Raw genomic sequence first — 18,091 nt, 5'->3', positions numbered from 1 at the left:
GATCGGCTTCGGCCCGGATCCGGCCCCGCGGCGCAGCTTCCTAGCCGCCCGGCCGATGGGCGCGGCGGGCCGACCAGGCGGCGCCGTCAAGGACCAGGGTGCGCAGGGTGTCGTAGGCGCGGGCCAGCTGCGTTAGGTCGGCGGCCTTGTACTCGATGCGGCGGACAAAGCGGGAGTCCGGCGCCTCGGGCGTCAGGTCGATCTCCAGCCAGGTTCCGCACTGGGCCAGCCGCGGGTCGGCGGCGGCGACCACCTGTCCGGCGTAGTAGTCCGCCCCGACCGAGCTCCCCCGCGCGCCCAGCCCGAGGGCGCTCCTGCAGGCCTGCGCCAGCGAACCCGCCGGCCCCAGCCTGTCGAGGCCCTCGGGTCTCGCCAGGGTGATCACCGGCGAGGACGACCAGTAGAGCGCCCGGGGATTTCGCCGCGCATCGCGGACCAGCAGGTCCGGAGGGCCGAAGCGATCGGTAAGAGCCTGCAGGACGACCGTGAAGGTCTGGGCGTCGTCGGGATCGAAGACGTCGGCCTTGTGCAAGCCGATCACCCGGGCGGCGGTCGCGTTCGAAACCCACGGCACGCCCGCCGGTCCGGTCCCGGAGGGCGACGGGCCGCCGCCGAAGATCAGCCGGAAGCTGACCCCGTCGGCCTGCGCCGCCGCGCCGAACAGCACCTCGGGGGTGGCGTAGGCGCCCATCTGCGCCGCACCCCGGCGCAGACCGGCCCCGCGGGCGTCGGAGAGCTTGCCGAGCGCGGCCACCGCCTCGCCCGCCGGCGCACCCAGGGTGACGCCGGCCACCGCGGCCTGGGCGAAGGTCCCGCCCTGGGCCAGCGCGGACGCCGGCGCCAGCGCAAGCGCAACCAGGCAGAGGGTGACGGCCAAGGCGCCGCGCCCACGTCCGCCGCCGCTGTCCATCCCAGCCGCCCGCATCCCGGCCTCCCCCGCGTTCATCGCGCCACTATGCCGGTGATGCGACACCGCCCGCAAACCTTGCCGTGAGGCTGGATTCGCGGGCGGCGGTTGTGCAAGCGACGCGCGGGCCGGCCGGCCTTCGCCAGGAAGGCGGGCGGCGACGCCTCGATCAGTACTTGGCGCGCAGGCGGACGTACCAGAAGCCGCCGTTGATGCCGAACGGACCGCCGCTGCGCGGATAGATCTGGCCGTCGGCGGTCGAGCCGGTGATCGGATAGATCGGGTTCGACGACGACTGGGCGATCCGGTCCGGGTGGGCGTTGAACAGGTTCAGCACGCCGGCGGTGAAGGTGTAGTGCTCGCCGCCGAAGGCGTAGCTGACATCCAGGTCGGTGGTGCCCTTGGCGCCGAACTTCTGGCCCGGGTAGTCCACCTCGTCGCGCCAGGAGCTGTAGAAGTTCTCCCGGGCGTTGACCGACCAGGGGCCCATGCTCCAGTTCGCCGAGGCGACGATGCGGTGCGCCGGGGCCAGGCGGGCCACGTCGGTGATCTGCGCCGCGCTGATCACGGCGGGATCGAACTTGGTGACGTTGCTGACATTGTAGTTGTAGGCGAACGTCAGGTTCAGCCGGCCGCCGAGGGCCTCGGTGTGGTGGGTGGCCACCACGTCCAGACCGTGGGTCTCGGTGTCGAAGCCGTTGGTGAAGTAGTTCACCGCGCCGCCCACGCCCACGGCGGCCAGCGCCGGCTGGGCGATCACGTCGCCTGCCAGCACGGTGAAGTTCTGCGAGATGCCGATGCGGTTGTTGACCTTGATGTAATAGGCGTCGGCGGTGATCACCGTGGAGGGCGTGGGCTTGAAGATCACGCCGGCGCCGACGTTGGTCGACTTCTCGGGCTTGAGGGTGCTGGCGCCGTAGTACTGGGCGATGGCGCTGGTGACCGGGTAGGTGCCGGTCTGCACCTGGTTGCCGGCCACGAAGTTGGTGGTCAGGATCTCGTCGTTGGACTGGCCGGGCGACGGGGCGTGGAAGCCGGTGCCGACCGTGGCGCGGAACGAGAACTGGTCGGTGAACTTGTAGATGCCGTTGATCTTGAACACCGCGGTGCCGCCGAAGGTGTCGTAGTGCTCGTAGCGCACCGCCGCCCCGACGCTGAAGTTCTGCACCAGGTCGGCCTCGGCGTCGCCGTAGAGGGCGTAGCTGGTCTGGCTCCAGGTGCCGGCGGCGGCGGGGCTGGTGCCGCCGTAGCCGCTGGCCCCCGGCGACATCGCGTTGTTGGTCCCCGCGAAGGTGTAGACCCCCGGCGTCGCGGTCGGGGCGTACAATTGCTGGGCGACGGCATAGGGGCCGGCGCCGTAGGACTGCACGTCCCCGGCCGTCTGGGTGTAGCTCTCACGCCGATACTCGGCGCCGCCCGACAGGGTGACGGGGCTGGCCAGGCCGCCCACCGCCCAGGGGTAGCTCAGGTCCAGGTTAACGTCGGTTTCCTTCTGGATAAGGTTGCCGAACTTGAAGCTGGTCTGCGAGTTCGGGCCGTAGGACGGGCTGAGCGAGCCGGTCATCGACAGGTCGAGGGTGTTGCGGCTGAGCGTGCCGGACAGGTCGTAGGACAGGCCAAAGCCGGTCTTACCCTTGTAGCCGACGGTGCCGTACAGTTCCTCGGTCTCGCCGATGAACCTGGGCGTGAAGCCCGCAGGGTAGAGCGACTGGAACGAGAAGGTGGACCCGGTGCTGATGAAGCCGGTCGCCGGGCAGGTGGCGTTCGCGGCCGGGCACGGCGTCAGATAGAAGGTGTTGGCCAGCGCGCCGTTGGGGTTCAGCGTGTGCGACACGCCCGCGGAGTCAAGGAAGGTCCCCGAGTTCACCGGACGATAGTTGAAGCTCTCGTTGGTGTGCGACCAGGCGTAGTTGATGAAGCCGTAGAGCTTGCTGTTCTCGGTGACATCGATGCCGGCGTTGGCCAGCAGCTTGTAGCCGTGGCTGGGCGAGGAGCCCCAGATCTGCGCCGGCAGGGGATAGTTGGGGATCTGGCTGGCCAGGTTCGGGTTGGTCTGGGCCAGAAGGGCGGCCAGCGGGCGGGTCGCGCCGCGGCTGGTGCCGTCGTCGTGGTCGTATTCGCCGCTGATGTTGACGAAGGCGCGCTCGCCCAGGCCGAAGCCCGCGTTGGCGGAGATCTGCTTACTCTGGCCATCGCCGTTCTGGTAATACTGGCCATAGCGGGCGTCGACCTCGACGCCGCGCGAATTGTCCCGCAGGCCATAGTTCAGCACGCCGGCGATGGCGTCGGTGCCGTACTGGGCCGTGGCCCCGTCGCGCAGCACTTCCAGGTTCTTGACCGCGATCGCCGGGATGGCCGAAAGGTCCGACCCTTGCGAGCCGAACGACAGGCCGGTGTCGCCGCCGGTGTAGACCTGCACCAGGGCCGAGCGGTTGTAGCGCTTGCCGTTCAGCATCACGAGCACCTCGTCGCCCGGCAGACCGCGCAGCGACGGCGCGCGCACGAAGCTGGAGGCGTCCGAGATGGTGTTCTGCGGCACGAAGAACGACGGGACGATGTTCCTGATCTGATCGAGCATGTTGCCCGCCGGCTGCTGCTGCAGCTCGGCGTTGCTGATCACGTCCACCGGCGAGGGCGAGGTGGTGACGCTGCGGTCGCTTCGCCGGGTGCCGATCACCACAACCTGGTCGACGTTAGTGTTGTCGTTGGCGGTGGACGCCGCGGCGCCCGCCTGGGCGTCTGCGGCCAGGGCCGGCGTGGCGAACAGCGCCGCCACGGCGGCGGCCGACGCGTACACGGATACGGCAAGGAGAGCCTTGCGGCTGGTTTTCATGGTTTCCCCCGATTGCTTCTGCTGGAAGTGATCAGGGTTGAAATCAGCCCTGTCTCTCCCTTGGGGCCAAGGGTTAGGCCCAATCGGGGTCTTGTCAACGCGAGCCCCCAGTCAGGGCAAACTGACTTGTACCCATTTTGCCGCGAGATCAGCTGGATCGGCTGAAAATCAGCGTTGATTTCAACTTTCACAGCAGTCGATTTCTGCTCGCCAAGCCTTGCAGGACTTGGCGTTGACGGGGTTCGGCGACCTCTCAACCTCGCCATGCGAACGAACGCCAAAAGGTCGCCAATAGTGGCGCCGATGACACGATTCTATTGCTTGACTCAGGCAAGTTCATTGGCCGCCCGGCGCGTGAACCACGGCGCCGTCTCGCGGGATTCGGCCGTCTGTAAACATGGTTCAGATAGGCGACGACTTTCTCCAGGTTGCGTTCTTTCCCGCGAGTCCTTCAACCGGCGGGAGATTTGCTCACGCTCCGCGCGCGGACGAACGCCAGGGCGCCCCACGGCGCCGGCCCTTTCCTGGGCACACTCGCAGCGCGTGGCGTCACGCTGGGAAGCAAACTCAAGGCTGTGAGGAACCGGGGTCGGGATGGGACGTTCCCGAAGGTTGCCTGCCCTGCGCGCGGGCGGTTCGCGACCGGCGCGGTGGGGGGTGCAATGGCTCTGGTAAAACGAACGACGCTGGCCAGGTCGGCCGGAATGGCCGCCGCCAAGCCCGCGGCGACGCCCGCTCCGGCGCGCGAGAAACCGACCGCACGCCGCCCCAGCGGCAAGCGCCAGACCGCCGGCGAGCGCATCGCCGCGGCGACCCAGGAACTGGCCGCCGGGGTGGCGCAGTCGGCATCCGCGGCGGAAGAGCTGCGCCGCGCCCTGGAGCAGATCAGCGCGGCGGCCGAGGAGGCCGCCGGCGCGGCCCACGAATCCCTCAGCGCCGTCGGCAGCCTGTTCGAGAGCTTCGCCGAAGCCCGGCGCCAGGCGTCCGAGTCCCGGCACGCGTCCGAGGGGCTGCAGACCCTGCTGGCCGAGGTGGGCGGGCAGATCGAGGCCCAGGTGCTGGCGATCCAGCGCAACGCCGCGCGCCAGCTGGCGTCGGTGGACGTGGTCGTCGCCCTGGAGGGCAGCGCGGCCGGCGTTCGGGAGACCTCGCTGGCGGTTTCGGAGATCTCCGACCAGACCAACCTGCTGGCGCTCAACGCGGCCATCGAGGCCGCCCGGGCGGGCGACGACGGGCGGGCGTTCGCGGTTCTGGCCGATGAGGTGCGGACGCTGGCCGTGTCCGCCGAGGCGCGGGCCGCCGAAATCCAGCGCACCGCCGAGGCGATCGGCGACGAGGTGCGGCGGCTGGCCGAGCGGCTGCGCGCCGCCGCCGCGGCGGCGACCAGCGAGGCGGCGACCGGCAACGAGGTGGCGACCGCCCTCGCCGAGCTGCGCCAGGACATCGCCCGCATCGCCGAAGAGGCTCAGGGCGTGCTGGTGGCCGCCATCGAAGCCGAGGGCGCGGCCCGCGAGGCCCAGCGGGGCGCCGAACAGGTCGCCGCGGCCGCCGAGCAACAGTCGGCCGCCGCTGCAGAGGCGCAACGCGCCGTGCAGCAGCAGGCCATCGCGCTGGAAGAGAGCCAACGCACCGCCGAGGGTCTGTCGGAGATGGCCGACAGCCTGCGCGGCGACGGGTCCGGCGCGAGCCTGGCCAGCGAGATCGGCGCAGCCGCCGAGGAGCTGTCCTCGGCCGTACAGGAACTGTCCGGCGCGGCCGGCGAGATCCTGACTGCGCTGGACCAGATCAGCCGCGGCGCGCAGGCGCAGGCCGCCGCCGCCGCCCAGTCGCAGGCCGCGCTGGGCCAGATCCGGCGTTCGGCGGAGCTGTCGCGCGACAACGCCTCGGCCAGCGTCGGGCGGGTGGAGTCCGTGCGCGCGGCCCTGGGCGGCGGACGCGGGCGGATCCGGGCGCTGGGCGACGGCGTGGCCAACGCCCTGACGGAGGCGCGCGCCACCATCGACAGCCTGCTGGCCCTGGAGCGGGAGGCCCGCAGCATCGAGCGCGTTGTGGACGCCGTCGCGCTGACGGCGGTGCGGGTGGGCATGCTGGCGGTGAACGGGGCCGTGGAGGCCGCCCGCGCCGGCGACAAGGGCCGGGGCTTCGCCAACGTGGCCGGCGACATCCGCGGCCTGGCCGCCGACGCCTCGACCAACGCGGACGAGGCCAAGGAAATCGTCCGGGGCATCCAGCGCCAGATCAACGATGTGCGCCGCGACCTGGAACAGATCGCGGTGATCGCCGAGGAGGAGGCCACCCGCAACCTTGCCCTCGAACAGCGACTGAGCGCGCTGGAAGCCGAGGCCGCCACGGTCGCCGCCGGAGCGCGCGCGATCCAGGAGGGCGCCGGCGCGATCCTGGGCTCCGCCGCCGAGGTGCTGGCCGGGGCGGGACAGATCGCCACCGCGGCCAGCGAAGCGGACGCCGCTGCGGCCGAGTCCGCCGCCGCAGCCCGCCAGCAGGCCCAGGGCGCCGAGGAACTGGCGGCGGCCATCGAAGAGATCGCCCTGCTGGCCGACGAGCTGCAAGCCGCGGGGACCTGATGGCAACCCCCTCCTCCGCGGCCAGGCGCGTGCTGACGTTCGAGGTGGGCGGGCGGCAGTTCGGCATCGAGGCCTCCACGGTGGAGAGCGTCATCGCCGCCCCGTCCCTCACCCGCGTGCCCCAGGCGCCGGCGGCGCTGAAGGGCCTGGCCAATGTCCGCGGCCGGGCCGCCCCGATCGTCGCGGTCGAGCTGTTGCTGGAAGCGGGGCTCGGCGGCGCGCGACCCGATGCTCTCCGCGGCGGCGGCCGGGTGATCATGCTGGGCGGCGACACGCCGGTCGGGCTGGCGGTGGATGCGGTCAACGCCATCCGCGAGGCCCAGACCAGCTGGGCCGAGGGGGAAACCCCGGCCACCATCGAGACCGCGCAAGGCCCTGTGCGGCTGCTGCAGCCTCGGACCCTGCTGGCCTCGGCCTTCGCCAGCGTGGCGGCGCCCCGCGCCAACCGCCGCGTCGCGGCCCCGCTGGTGGCGACCGAGACGACAGCCCAGGCCCGGGACATCGCCTTTCTGGCGTTCGGTCTGGCCGGGCAGGCCTATGCCCTGGCGCTGGACGGCGTGCGCGAGATCAGCCGCGCGCCAGCCGAGATCCGGGCGCTGCCGGGGGCGGACGCCGCCATGCTGGGCCTGGTCAGCTTGCGCGGACGGCTGCTGCCGGTCGTCTCGACCGCCTCGGTGCTGGGCTTGCCCGTGCGCCCGCCGGCCTCCTCATCCCGGATCATCGTGGTGGCGGTCGGCGAAGCGGAAATCGGCCTGCTGGCCGACGAGGTGCGCGGCGTGGTGCGCGCGCCGCCCGAGCGGGTGTCCGCCGCGCCGGCGATCCTGAACCGGTCCGCCGGCGAGGCCCGCATCGATCAGATCCTGCGCACCGACGCCGGCCTGGTGTCGATCCTGGCGGCGGAGCGCGTGCTGGACGAGGCCAGCGTGGCCAGCCTGCTGGCCGATGGCGCGGGACGGGCCGGCGCGCCGGTGGCGGAACTGGGAGACGGCGCCGTGCAGAGGTTCGTGATCTTCCGCCTGGGCGAGGAAACCTATGGCCTGCCGATCGAGCAGGTGGACGCCGTGATCCGCCTGCCGGACGCCGTCACCCGCGTGCCCGGCGCCCCGCCGTTCGTCGCCGGGCTGATCAGCCATCGCGGCCAGGTGACGCCGCTGGTCGACCAGGCGCTGCGGTTCGGCGCCGCCTCCGCCCCCGGGGCCCGACGGCGCGTGATCGTCACCCATCTGGACGGGCTGGCCGCCGGCTTCATCGTCGACGCCGTCGATCAGGTGGCGTCGATCCCCGAGGCGGCGCTGCAGGAAACCCCCGGCCTCGCTGCGGGCGACTCCGGGATGTTCGATCGGGTGGCCAGCGTCGAGCATGACGGGCGCCTGGTGCTGCTGGTCGATCCGCGCCAGCTGCTGGACCAGGCCGAACGGGACATCCTGCGCGCGCTGGCCGCCGGCGCGGACGCCAGTCCCACCCCGTGATCAAGCTGCTCGTCGTGGACGACTCCCCCCTGATGCGCCGCCTGTTGGGCGACCTGTTCGCCGCCGAGGGCGACTTCCAGGTGGCGTTCGCGCGCAACGGCGCCGAGGCGCTGGCGGCGCTGCACGCCGACCCGCCCGACGTCATCACCCTGGACGTGCAGATGCCGGAGATGGACGGGCTGGCCTGTCTGGACCGCATCATGCTGGAGCGGCCAACGCCGGTGGTGATGGCCTCGTCCCTGACCCTGCAAGGCGCCGCCGAGGCGCTGAGCGCCCTGGAGCTCGGCGCGGTCGACGTGATCGCCAAGCCCAGCGGCGCGGTGTCGCTGCGGATGGATGAATTCGGCCCGCCCCTGGTCGAGAAGGTGCGCGCGGCGGCGGGCGCCAGGCTGTCCACCGCGCGGCGGCTCGGCGAGCGGATGCGCGCCCGCGCCGCCCGGACGGGGCTGGCGCAGACCCGCACAGCCCCGGCGCCGACGCCCCGCCTGCGGGGGCTGCGTGCGGGCGCCGGGGAAGCGGGACTGGTGATCATCGGCTGTTCGACGGGCGGGCCGCCGGCCCTGGACGCCGTGCTGTCGGCCCTGCCGGCGCACCTGCCCTGGCCGGTGGTGATCGCCCAGCACATGCCGGGCAGCTTCACCGGGCCACTGGCGCGGCGTCTCGACCAGCTGTCGGCGCTTTCGGTGGTCGAGGTGACCGAGCCGACCGTGCTGCAGGCGGGCTGGGCCTATCTGGCGCGCGGCGACGCGGACCTGATCCTGAGCCTGCGCCGGGACGGGCTGACGGCCCTTAACGCGCCGGCGGACCCGGACCACCGCTGGCACCCCAGCGTGGAGCGTCTGATGGAGAGCGCCCTGTCGGTGCTGCCGGCGCGGCGCATCGTCGGCGTGCTGATGACCGGCATGGGCAACGACGGCGCGCCGGCGATGACCCGGCTGCGCGCCCAGGGCGGCCAGACCATCGCCCAGAGCGAAGCCACATCCGTCGTTTGGGGCATGCCCGGCGAGCTGGTGCGCGCCGGCGGCGCGGGGCGGGTGGAGGACCTGGACCGGATCGGCGAGGCCGTGATGCAGGCGGTGGCGGCATGAGCGAGCCGGCCCGCCTGGAGATGGCGCTGTCGGCCGACGAGGTCACGCGCTTCTGCGAATTCCTCTACCGCCGCACCGGCATGACCTTCGGCGAAGGCAAGCGCTATTACATCGACCGGCGCATCGCCGAGCGGATGGCAGCGACGGGCGACGAGAGCTTCGCCGAGTACTTCGCCCGCGTGCGCAACGAGCCGGGCGAACTGGAGGCGGCGATCAACGCCTTCACCGTCAACGAGACCTATTTCTATCGCGAGCTGCACCAGCTGGAGGCGCTGTCGGCGCACATCCTGCCCGAGATCGTGCGCGGCAAGGGCGCCGGCGACCGCGTGCGCGTGTGGTCCCTGCCGTGCTCGACCGGCGAGGAGCCCTATTCGATCGCCCTCTGGCTGCTGGAGAACTGGCGGCTGGTCGACGCCTACCACATCGAGATCGACGGCTCGGACATCGACACCCGCGCCCTGAGCGAGGCCCGTGCCGGCCGCTATGCGCCCCGCTCGCTGCAGCGCCTGCCGCAGAAGGTGCTGGACGACTATTTCGAGCCGGAGGTCGACGGCCAGCGGACGCTGATCCGCGACATCCGCGAGTCGGTGACCTTCTCCACCGCCAACCTGGTGGACCGCGCCAGCCTGCAGCGGCAGGGCGCGTTCGAGGTGATCTTCTGCCGCAACGTGCTGATCTATTTCGACGACGCCGCGCGCCGGACGGTGGCGGAGAACCTGTACGAGAGCCTGGCGCCTGGGGGCTTCGTCTGCCTGGGGCATACGGAATCGATGGGGCGCATCGACGACCGTTTCCGGGTGCGCCGGTTCGGCGACACCGTGGTCTACCAGAGGCCGCCGGCATGACCGACGACGCCGAACTGCTGGAGGCCCTGCTGGTCGAGGGCCGCGACCTGGTCGGGCGCGCCGCCGAGGACCTGGCCGAGTTGGCGCGTGGACCGGATGCGCGCGAGGCGCTGGACGGGCTGTTCCGCAGCCTGCACACGCTGAAGGGCTCGACCGCCCTGTTCGACCTGCCGGTGCTGACCGGCCTGCTGCACGCGGCGGAATCGCGCCTGGAGGGCCTGCGCGATGGCGGCGGGCTGGACGACGAGACAGCCGGCGACATCACCGGCGTGCTGGACGTCACCGAGACATGGTTCGACGTCCTGGAGGCCGGATCGGAGCCCGGCGCGACCCTGCTGCAGGCCGCGGCGGCGCTGACCGTCCGGCTGGCGGGTGGCGCGCCCGGCCGCGACTGCCTGGAAAACGCCGTCCCGAAGAGCCCGGTGAACATCCCCACCTGGGCCGCCGCGCTGGCGCGCGCGCAGGCCCCAGGCGAGGCGGTGGTGGCGGTGCGCTATCGTCCTGACGCGGAAGCCTATTTCCGGGGCGACGATCCGCTCGCCGTGGCGCACGCCCTGCCCGGCCTGCGGGCCCTGGAGGTCGGCCTCGACGGAGCGCCTCCGCCCAAGGCCGCCTATGACCCGTTCCACTGCCGGCTGCTGCTGCACGTCCTGTGCGCGGCGCCGGAGGCGGCGGTGCGCGCAGCCCTGCGGCTGGTGTCGGATCAGGTCGAGGTGGTGAGGCTGGACGCCGGTGAAACGGCCGAGCCAGCGGACCTGGCCGAGGCGGCGGAGGAGGTCGAGGCTGGTCCGCTACGCGCCGCGGCCCAGACCGCCAGGGTGTCCACTGCGCGGCTCGACGATGTCGCCGCCCTGATCGACGAACTGGTGATCGCCAAGAACGCCCTCGACCACGCGGCCGCCCAGTTGGCGGCCCTGGCGCCGCCGGGCGCGGCGGCGCGCGACCTGGCGCTGCGCCAGGCGACGCTCGACCGGCTGGTGAGCGACCTGCACGGGGCCGTCGGCGATCTGCGGATGGTCAGCCTGCGCGGCCTGTTCGGCCGCTTCCCGCGGCATGTCCGCGAGGCCGCCGCGCGCCTGGGCAAGACGGTGGACTTTCAGACCGCCGGCCAGGACGTCGCCCTGGACAAGACCGTCGTGGACGCCTTGTTCGAGCCGCTGCTGCACCTGCTGCGCAACGCCCTGGACCATGGCGTCGAGGCGCCGGACGAGCGGCGCGGCGCGGGCAAGCCCGAAGCGGCCAGGGTGCGGCTGGCGGCCTACCCGGCCGGCGAGGCGGTGGTGATCGAGGTGTCCGACGATGGCCGGGGCGTCGATCCCGCCGCCGTCCGGGACCGGGCAATCGAACGCGGCCTGGTGGACGAGGCAACGGCCGGGCGGCTGAGCGAGGCAGAGGCCGCCGAGCTGATCTTCGCCGCGGGCTTCTCCACCGCCCGGCAGGTCGGCGAGTTTTCCGGCCGCGGCGTGGGCATGGATTCCGTGCGCGCCGCCCTGGCGGGCCTCGGCGGGCGGGTCGACCTGGACAACCGGCCGGGCGAGGGTCTGACCGTGCGCCTGACCCTGCCGGCGCGGACCGTCCTGGCCCGGGTGCTGGTGGTCGAGGCCGGCGGCGAGCGGTTCGGGGTGCCGCTGGAGGCGGTCGGCGAGACGCATCGCGTGCGCGCCGACGAGGTGACCGCGATCCGCGCCGGCCGGGCCTATGTGCGCCGCGACCAGGTGATCCCGATCCTGCGCCTTCGCGCCCTGCTGGGCCTGGGCGAGGCCCCCGATCCCGCGGTGTTCCCGGTGCTGACGGTGACCGCCGCCGGCGGCGCCCTGGGCGTGCAGGTCGATGCGCTGGGCGAGCGCCTGGAGGCGCCGCTGCGCCCGACCAGCGGCCTGCTGAAGGGCTTTCGCGGCCTGCTGGGCAGCATGCTGCAGGGCGACGGCCGCATCCTGCTGGTGCTCAACCTGGCGGAGATGGCGGCATGAGCGTGCGGCGCGACGGCGACATCATCCGGCTGGAAGGCGAGTGCCACGTGAACGACGCCGAGGCGCTGACGGCCCTTCTCGACGGCGACCTGGCGGCCGCGACGGTGGATCTTTCGCAATGCCTACGACTGCACGGAGCCGTGCTGCAGGCCCTTCTGGTGTTCGGTCCGCCCGTCACGGGGCAGCCGGCCGACGCCTTCCTGGCGCAATGGATCCGTCCGGCGCTGCTTCCCGCGCATGAGGACCAGGTCCGACCATGACCCGACCCCAACCGCGCGCCTGTCTGGAGCAGGCGTGTCCCTGGAGATGACGATGGCGATTACGATTTTGAATGTCGACGACAGCAAGCTGGCCCGGATCGTGGTGGGCAAGGTGGTGGCCGCGCTGCAACCCGACTGGCGGCGACTTGAAGCCTCCACCGCCGATGAAGCGTTAGGGCTGCTGGAACAGCAGACGGTGGACATCGTGATCCTGGATTTCAACATGCCGGGCCGCAACGGGCTGGATCTGGCCGAGGATCTGCGCCAGCGATTTCCCGACATGCCGATCGCCCTGGCGACGGCCAATGTTCAGGACGAGGTGATCGCCCGCGCCCGCGCCGCCAAGGTGACGTTCGTGCCCAAGCCCGTGACCGAGGAAGGGCTTCGCGGCTTTCTCTCCGGCGCCGCCCTGGCGCTGAGGTGACCGTGAGCAGCAACGCCATAGATCTGGAGGAGCTGGAACGCGACGCCCTGACGGAGCTGGTCAACATCGGCGTCAGCCGCGCGGCCTCGAGCCTGCGGCAGATGGTCAGCCGCCAGGTGATGCTGTCGGTCCCCGCCGTGGAGGTGGTCACCCGGCCGGCCGCGACCGCCCTGATCCGCGAGCGCGAGACCGGCCCCCTGGTGGCGGTGCGTCAGGACTTTCACGGCGCCTTCGAGGGCCAGGCCCTGCTGATCTTTCCCGAGCAGAACAGCCTGGCCCTGGTGCGCAGCGTCACCGGCGACGAGCTGAACGCCCAGGAACTGTCGGACATCGAGGACGAGGCGCTGTCGGAGACCGGCAACATCGTGCTCAACAGCTGCCTGGCGACCATGGCCAACATGCTGGAGCGGCCGCTGGAGATGTCGCTGCCGCTGGTGATCCGCGGCGAGGGCGCGCGCCTGTTCGCCCTGGACGACGGCGGCGCGGACGGGGTGGTGCTGTTCCTCTACATCAACTTCGCGATCGCCGAGCAGGACATCCGTGGCTACATCGCCATGCTGATGGACCTGCCGTCGCTGGACACGCTGAAGATCCTGATCCGGGAATTCATCAAGCGGGTGGTGGGGGACGATGTCTGACACCCGGCCGGCGGATCCGGCGCTGACGGCGCCTGGCGAGCACATGGACGCCCTGCGCGAAGCGGCCGGGGCGTGGGTGTGGGACGAGCCCGCCGGCCGGCTCTATGCGGACGCCCGCTTCGCCAACTTCTGCGGCCTCGATCCCGAGGAAGCGCGGCGCGGCCTGCCCACGAGCGATTTCTTCGCCGGGGTGATCCCCGAGGACCGGCTGCGGGTGCGCATCGCCCTGGCCGGAATCCTGCGCGGCTCGGAGACCTTCTCCAAGACCTACCGGGTGCGCGGCGCCGGCGGCGTGGTGCGCTGGGTCAGCGCCAGCGGGATCACCGAGCGTGACCTCTCCGGCGCCCTGCAGCGCTTTACCGGCGTGCTGGTCGACATCACCGAGCAGAAGCGCATCGAGGAACAGCTGCGCATCGCCCAGACCGCGGGCGGGGTGGGCACCTTCGAACACACCTACGGCTTCGGCACCGCCGAGGTTTCCGCCCAGTTCTGCCGCCTGCTGGGGCTGCAGCCCACCGACGCCCTGCCGGTGCGCACGATCAACACCCTGGTCGAGGCCGGCGATCCGCTGATCATCCGCAGCCTCGGCGAGGAGGGCGCCCTGCCCTATTCCGAGATGCGCATCCGTCGCGCCGACGACGGCGCCGAGCGCTGGCTGGCCCGCCGGGGCGAACGGCGTCCCGACAGCGTGAGCGGCGGCGAGCGGTTCATCGGCGTGATCTACGACATCACCCCCGCCAAGCTGGCGGAGGCGGAGCTGCGCGAGCTGGCGCGCACGCTGGAGGACCGGGTCGCCGAGCGCACGCGCGAGCGCGACCGCGTGTGGAACCGCGCCCGCGACCTGATCATGGTGCTGTCGCCCGGGCGCCAGTACCTGGCCATCAATCCCGCCTGGGGCGCCATCCTGGGCTACGAACAGGACGAGTTGCTGGGGCGGGCGCACGGCATCCTGCTGCATCCCGACGACGAGGCCGGGCGCGGCGATATCCTCGAGCGGCTGGGTCGGGGCGAGGCGGTGGAGGACCTGGACCTGAGGGTGCGGGCCAAGGACGGCGCCTACCACTGGATCAACTGGACCTTCATCCCGGAAGACGGCTTCATCTACGGCATCGGCCGGGACGTCACGGAGCGCAAGCAGCTGGAGGACCAGCTGCGCCAGAGCCAGAAGATGGAGGCGGTCGGGCAGCTGACCGGCGGGCTGGCGCACGATTTCAACAACATGCTGACCGGCATCATGGGCGGCCTGGACATGGCCCGGCGGCGCATCGCCCAGGGCCGTTCGGAAGAGGCCGAGAGCTTCCTGGAGACCGCGACCCAGGCGGCCGAGCGCGCGGCGGCCCTGACCCACCGGCTGCTGGCCTTCTCGCGGCGCCAGACCCTGGATTCCCAGCCCGTCGAGGCGAATGTCCTGGTGAGCTCGATGGAGGACATGCTGCGGCGGACCCTGGGCGAGCAGGTGTCGCTGGGCCTGGCGCTGCAGGCGGATATCTGGCCGACCCGCACCGATCCCAACCAGCTGGAGAGCGCCATCCTCAACCTGGCGATCAATGCGCGCGACGCCATGCCGGCGGGCGGCCAGCTGACCATCGAGACCGCGAACGTGCGCGTGGACTGGCAGACGAAGGTCGGCAACGAGGAGATCGAACCCGGCGAATACGTGATGATCGCGGTCAGCGACACCGGCCTTGGCATGGCGCCGGACGTGCTGGCCAAGGTGTTCGACCCGTTCTTCACCACCAAGCCGATCGGCCAGGGAACGGGGCTGGGCCTTTCCATGGTGTATGGCTTCGTGCGCCAGACCGGCGGGCGCGTGGGGGTCTACAGCGAGCCGGGCGTCGGCACGACCGTGAAGCTGTACCTGCCGCGGCTGCGCGGCGAGCGGGAGGCGGTGGAGAGCGACGCACGCCACGGCGCCACGCCGCGCGGCGCGGGCGAGAGCGTGTTGCTGGTGGAGGACGATCCGCAGGTGCGCGTGCTGGTGCGCACGGTGCTCGAGGAACTGGGCTATCGCGCCACCGAGGCGGTGGACTCACGACAGGCCCTGGCGATCCTGGACACCGCGGGACCCCTGAACCTGCTGATCACCGACGTCGGCCTGCCCGGGATGAACGGGCGCCAGTTGGCCGAGATCGCCCGCGCGCGCCGCCCGGATCTGCCGGTGCTGTTCATGACCGGCTATGCGGCGGGCGCCGCCGAGCGATCGGCGTTCCTGATGCCGGGGATGCAGATGATTTCGAAGCCGTTCGCGCTGGAGACCCTGGCCAAGGTCCTGCGCGAGACGCTGGGCGGGTCGCACTGAGGCTCGCCTCCTGTCCATCCTGGCGGCGCGCGACGGGGCGCCGCACCGCAATTGACCCAGATCAAGGTCGCCTCCCGGCCTCCGCTTCATGGCTCGAAGCGGTACAAGGGAACCGCCAATGCCGATCATGACCTGGGACGCCTCGCTGGATGTGGGCGTCGACGCGATGAACCATGAGCACCAGGAGATCCTGGACGCCATGAACAAGATCTATGACGCCCGGGCCAAGGGGATCGCCGGCTCGGTGGTGGACAATCTGGTGGCGCGCCTGGGGGCCATCACCACGCGCCACTTCGCCGACGAGGAGGCCTTCATGAAGAAGGTCGGCTATCCGGAGCTGGAGCGGCACAGGGCGCTGCACCAGCGCCTGCTGGAACAGTTCACCGCCCACGCCCAGCAGATCAAGGCCGCCGGCGGCGCGCCCAGCGACGACTTCTTCAACTTCCTGAAGTTCTGGCTGACCTCGCACATCAAGGGCATCGACGTGAAGTACGGCGCCCACGCCAAGGGCCGCACGGCCTGACCACGGACAGTTCGGCCGCAGGTCAGGGTCGCAGGCTCGGCAACCGACGCAACACCGCCCCGATCAGACGCCGGCGTACCACTCATAGCCCCGGTCCTCCCAGAAGCCGCCCTTGCCGCGGCCGATGGGCGCCAGGCTGTCCACCGCCTCGATGCGCATGACGTACTTGGCCATCTTGTAGCCCAGCTGCCGCTCGACCCGCAGGCGCAGCGGCGCGCCGTGGGCGATGGGGAGCGGGTGGCCGTTCATGGCGTAGGCCAGGATGGTCTGCGGATGATGGGCGTCGATCAGGTCAAGGCTCTCATAGTATTGCCCGGTCCCGTCGAGGGTCTGTTCCAGGCTGTCGGCGCAGTGGAACACCACGTAGCGCGCGGTCGGCAGCAGCCGCGCCTGGGCCAGCACATCGGCCAGGGGAACGCCGGTCCACTTGGCGATCCCGCTCCAGCCTTCCACGCAGTCGTGGCGCGTGATCTGGGTGCGCGCGGGGCGTCGGCGCAGGTCGCCCAGGGCGAGGCTGAGGGGCCGTTCGACCAGCCCCCCGACCTCCAGCCGCCAGTCGGCGAACTGGTCGGCCGCCAGGGCGCGGTAGACGGCGTCGTCGGGGTCGGTCGTGCCGTTGGCGCGGAAGTCGGCGGAGATGTCCGCCTCGGCGAACTCCGGCGCCAGGGCGAGGCGCTGCTGGATCAGGCGATGGGTGCGGCGGGTCACGGTCTCGGCGCGCTCCAGGACCCTGGCGACGGCGGGCGAACGCGAGAGCCTGTCGCAGGCCGCCAGGGGAACGGCCGCTGCGGCGGCCAGGGCGCCGAGCAGTCGGCGGCGGTCAAGCGGGGCCACGGGCATCGGCGTCCTCGCGCAGGTGATAGCGGCCGGTGATGATGGCGCGCAGGTTGTTGATCGGGCCCGAAGCCACCACCATCGCCAGGTGGACGGCGACATACAGGGCGATGCCGGCCGCGCTGATGAAGTGGATCGTCCGCGCCGTCTGTCGACCGCCGAGCAGGCCCGGCAGCCAGGGAAAGACGGCGTCGAGCCCCGGCGACAGGCAGAGCCCCGTCAGCAGCATCAGGGGCGCGAGCAGGCCCACGACGCCCAGATAGGCCAGCTTCTGCAGCACGTTGTAGCCGCCAGCATCCTGGGCGAAGCGCAGGCGCAGGTGGTCGACGATGTCGCGGCCGATGCCCCGCAGGTCGGCGAAGGATGGCGCCAGCATCGTCCGGTAGCGCCCGCTGGCGAGGCCATAGCCCAGCATCAGCACCAGATTGCCGGCGAACAGCCAGGCGAAGAAGAAGTGCCAGCGCCGGCCGAGGGCCAGGTCGCGGAAGTCGGGCAGGGTCGCCCCGTCTGGAAAGGTCGGCAGCGCCACCAGCGGATGGGCGAAGGCCGAGGCCGCGCCGAGATACAGCGCCGGATGGGCGTTGGAAATCTGCAGGCCGCTGGGCAGCAGGGCGGCGATGCACAGGACGTTGGTCCAGTGCGTCAGCCGCACCGCCAGCGGGTGCCGGTAGAGCACCCGGTGGCGGCGGGCCTGCGCCGGCGGATTGGTCTCGGTTCGGGGCATGGCTGGCCTTTCTCCCGTGACGCCGGGGATCAGAGGATCCCCGGCCCGTACCGACTTCAGCCGGGCAGCAGCACGGTGTCGACGACGTGGATCACGCCGTTGGACTGCAGCACGTCGCCGATGGTCACGTGGCTGACCCTTCCCTTCGCGTCGGTCAGGACGAGGCGGCCGCCAGCGACCGTGACGGTCAGGGGGCCGCCCTGGACCGTGCTCAGCGTGGCCCGGCCGCCACCGGCCTTGACCTTGGCCAGCAGGTCGGCCGCGGTCAGGCGGCCGGCGACCACGTGGTAGCCCAGCACGGCCGTCAGCTTGTCCTTGTTGGCGGGCTCCAGCAGGCTGTTCACCGTACCGGCCGGCAGCTTGGCGAAGGCGCTGTTGGTGGGGGCGAAGACCGTGAACGGGCCGGGCGCCTGCAGGGTGTCCACCAGGCCGGCGGCCTTCACCGCGGCGACCAGGGTGGTGTGGTCCTTCGAGTTCACCGCGTTCTGGATGATGTTGCGCGAGGGGTACATCGGCGCGCCGCCCACCATCTTGGTGTGCTCGTGAGCCATGGCGCCCATCGGCGCCATCTGCGCGAACGCTACGCCGGAGGTGGCGAGCGCCAGGGCGCCCAGGGCCGCCGCGGCGCGGCGCGGCGTGAGGATCGTTTTCATCTTGGGGGGTCGTCCTATTCGGATCACGCCACCCGATGTGGC

Annotated in this window: 15 protein-coding genes and 1 pseudogene; 11 read left to right on the top strand and 5 right to left on the bottom strand. The window is 71.7% G+C overall.

Annotated elements, in window-relative coordinates; genetic code table 11:
• Positions 1-40 precede the first annotated feature (40 nt).
• Positions 41-925 carry a hypothetical protein gene (locus ACO2Q3_RS21245; RefSeq protein WP_423310229.1) on the bottom strand — a complete coding sequence of 295 codons (885 nt, stop codon included), beginning with the start codon at positions 923-925 and terminating at the stop codon, positions 41-43.
• Between the two features lie 151 nt (positions 926-1,076).
• Complete coding sequence (locus tag ACO2Q3_RS21240; RefSeq protein ID WP_423310227.1) at positions 1,077-3,740, bottom strand: TonB-dependent receptor plug domain-containing protein; 2,664 nt, start codon at positions 3,738-3,740, stop codon at positions 1,077-1,079.
• A gap of 1,163 nt (positions 3,741-4,903) precedes the next feature.
• Here ACO2Q3_RS21240 and ACO2Q3_RS21235 point away from each other — a divergent pair.
• From ACO2Q3_RS21235 to ACO2Q3_RS21185, 11 genes and pseudogenes are all read left to right on the top strand, one after another.
• Positions 4,904-5,218, top strand: a pseudogene (locus ACO2Q3_RS21235) (methyl-accepting chemotaxis protein); the annotation flags it as partial.
• A gap of 171 nt (positions 5,219-5,389) precedes the next feature.
• A complete protein-coding gene (locus ACO2Q3_RS21230; RefSeq protein ID WP_423310402.1) occupies positions 5,390-6,322 on the top strand; it encodes a methyl-accepting chemotaxis protein in 933 nt (310 codons plus the stop codon).
• Positions 6,322-7,791, top strand: coding sequence for a chemotaxis protein CheW (locus tag ACO2Q3_RS21225; protein ID WP_423310225.1), 1,470 nt, complete (start codon positions 6,322-6,324; stop codon positions 7,789-7,791). The genes ACO2Q3_RS21230 and ACO2Q3_RS21225 overlap by 1 nt, the downstream gene beginning before the upstream one ends.
• On the top strand, positions 7,788-8,879 hold the full coding sequence (gene cheB / locus ACO2Q3_RS21220) for a chemotaxis-specific protein-glutamate methyltransferase CheB (RefSeq protein WP_423310223.1): 1,092 nt from the start codon (positions 7,788-7,790) through the stop codon (positions 8,877-8,879). Before ACO2Q3_RS21225 ends, cheB begins: the two co-directional genes overlap by 4 nt.
• On the top strand, positions 8,876-9,724 hold the full coding sequence (locus ACO2Q3_RS21215) for a CheR family methyltransferase (RefSeq protein WP_423310221.1): 849 nt from the start codon (positions 8,876-8,878) through the stop codon (positions 9,722-9,724). Before cheB ends, ACO2Q3_RS21215 begins: the two co-directional genes overlap by 4 nt.
• Positions 9,721-11,694, top strand: coding sequence for a chemotaxis protein CheA (locus ACO2Q3_RS21210; RefSeq protein WP_423310219.1), 1,974 nt, complete (start codon positions 9,721-9,723; stop codon positions 11,692-11,694). Before ACO2Q3_RS21215 ends, ACO2Q3_RS21210 begins: the two co-directional genes overlap by 4 nt.
• Positions 11,691-11,954, top strand: a complete 264-nt coding sequence (locus ACO2Q3_RS21205) for a hypothetical protein (protein WP_423310218.1) — start codon at positions 11,691-11,693, stop codon at positions 11,952-11,954. Before ACO2Q3_RS21210 ends, ACO2Q3_RS21205 begins: the two co-directional genes overlap by 4 nt.
• 34 nt (positions 11,955-11,988) lie before the next feature.
• Positions 11,989-12,378, top strand: a complete 390-nt coding sequence (locus ACO2Q3_RS21200) for a response regulator (RefSeq protein ID WP_423310216.1) — start codon at positions 11,989-11,991, stop codon at positions 12,376-12,378.
• A 2-nt stretch (positions 12,379-12,380) separates the two neighbouring features.
• The gene (locus ACO2Q3_RS21195) at positions 12,381-13,016 is read left to right on the top strand and encodes a chemotaxis protein CheX (protein ID WP_423310214.1); all 636 of its coding nucleotides are present in this window, start codon (positions 12,381-12,383) and stop codon (positions 13,014-13,016) included.
• Positions 13,009-15,315 (top strand): PAS domain S-box protein, encoded by a 2,307-nt coding sequence (locus ACO2Q3_RS21190; protein ID WP_423310212.1) that lies wholly within the window; start codon positions 13,009-13,011, stop codon positions 15,313-15,315. Before ACO2Q3_RS21195 ends, ACO2Q3_RS21190 begins: the two co-directional genes overlap by 8 nt.
• Before the next feature lie 118 nt (positions 15,316-15,433).
• Entirely contained in the window at positions 15,434-15,838 is a 405-nt protein-coding gene (locus tag ACO2Q3_RS21185) for a bacteriohemerythrin (protein WP_423310210.1), read from the top strand.
• Between the two features lie 63 nt (positions 15,839-15,901).
• On the opposite strand, the gene ACO2Q3_RS21180 is transcribed toward ACO2Q3_RS21185, so the two are convergent.
• The 3 genes from ACO2Q3_RS21180 to ACO2Q3_RS21170 are packed head-to-tail and all read right to left on the bottom strand — an operon-like array spanning position 15,902 to position 18,049.
• Positions 15,902-16,678, bottom strand: coding sequence for a molybdopterin-binding protein (locus ACO2Q3_RS21180; RefSeq protein WP_423310208.1), 777 nt, complete (start codon positions 16,676-16,678; stop codon positions 15,902-15,904).
• Entirely contained in the window at positions 16,659-17,396 is a 738-nt protein-coding gene (locus ACO2Q3_RS21175; protein WP_423310206.1) for a cytochrome b/b6 domain-containing protein, read from the bottom strand. Before ACO2Q3_RS21175 ends, ACO2Q3_RS21180 begins: the two co-directional genes overlap by 20 nt.
• A gap of 56 nt (positions 17,397-17,452) precedes the next feature.
• Positions 17,453-18,049: a fasciclin domain-containing protein gene (locus tag ACO2Q3_RS21170; RefSeq protein ID WP_423310204.1), complete on the bottom strand. Its 597-nt coding sequence runs from the start codon at positions 18,047-18,049 to the stop codon at positions 17,453-17,455.
• Positions 18,050-18,091 lie beyond the last annotated feature (42 nt).

The organism is Caulobacter sp. KR2-114 (genome assembly GCF_049446115.1).
Lineage (GTDB): Bacteria > Pseudomonadota > Alphaproteobacteria > Caulobacterales > Caulobacteraceae > Acaudatibacter.
The sequence above is the reverse complement of the archived record's forward strand: the minus strand, read 5'-3'. Positions and strand labels throughout refer to the sequence as shown.

Bases quoted from the DNA above. Each gene is read 5' to 3' on its own strand.
- ACO2Q3_RS21245 (WP_423310229.1), bottom strand. From the start codon at position 925: ATGCGGGCGGCTGGGATGGACAGCGGCGGCGGACGTGGGCGCGGCGCC.
- ACO2Q3_RS21240 (WP_423310227.1), bottom strand. From the start codon at position 3,740: ATGAAAACCAGCCGCAAGGCTCTCCTTGCCGTATCCGTGTACGCGTCG.
- ACO2Q3_RS21230 (WP_423310402.1), top strand. From the start codon at position 5,390: ATGGCCGACAGCCTGCGCGGCGACGGGTCCGGCGCGAGCCTGGCCAGC.
- ACO2Q3_RS21225 (WP_423310225.1), top strand. From the start codon at position 6,322: ATGGCAACCCCCTCCTCCGCGGCCAGGCGCGTGCTGACGTTCGAGGTG.
- ACO2Q3_RS21215 (WP_423310221.1), top strand. From the start codon at position 8,876: ATGAGCGAGCCGGCCCGCCTGGAGATGGCGCTGTCGGCCGACGAGGTC.
- ACO2Q3_RS21210 (WP_423310219.1), top strand. From the start codon at position 9,721: ATGACCGACGACGCCGAACTGCTGGAGGCCCTGCTGGTCGAGGGCCGC.
- ACO2Q3_RS21205 (WP_423310218.1), top strand. From the start codon at position 11,691: ATGAGCGTGCGGCGCGACGGCGACATCATCCGGCTGGAAGGCGAGTGC.
- ACO2Q3_RS21190 (WP_423310212.1), top strand. From the start codon at position 13,009: ATGTCTGACACCCGGCCGGCGGATCCGGCGCTGACGGCGCCTGGCGAG.
- ACO2Q3_RS21185 (WP_423310210.1), top strand. From the start codon at position 15,434: ATGCCGATCATGACCTGGGACGCCTCGCTGGATGTGGGCGTCGACGCG.
- ACO2Q3_RS21180 (WP_423310208.1), bottom strand. From the start codon at position 16,678: ATGCCCGTGGCCCCGCTTGACCGCCGCCGACTGCTCGGCGCCCTGGCC.
- ACO2Q3_RS21175 (WP_423310206.1), bottom strand. From the start codon at position 17,396: ATGCCCCGAACCGAGACCAATCCGCCGGCGCAGGCCCGCCGCCACCGG.
- ACO2Q3_RS21170 (WP_423310204.1), bottom strand. From the start codon at position 18,049: ATGAAAACGATCCTCACGCCGCGCCGCGCCGCGGCGGCCCTGGGCGCC.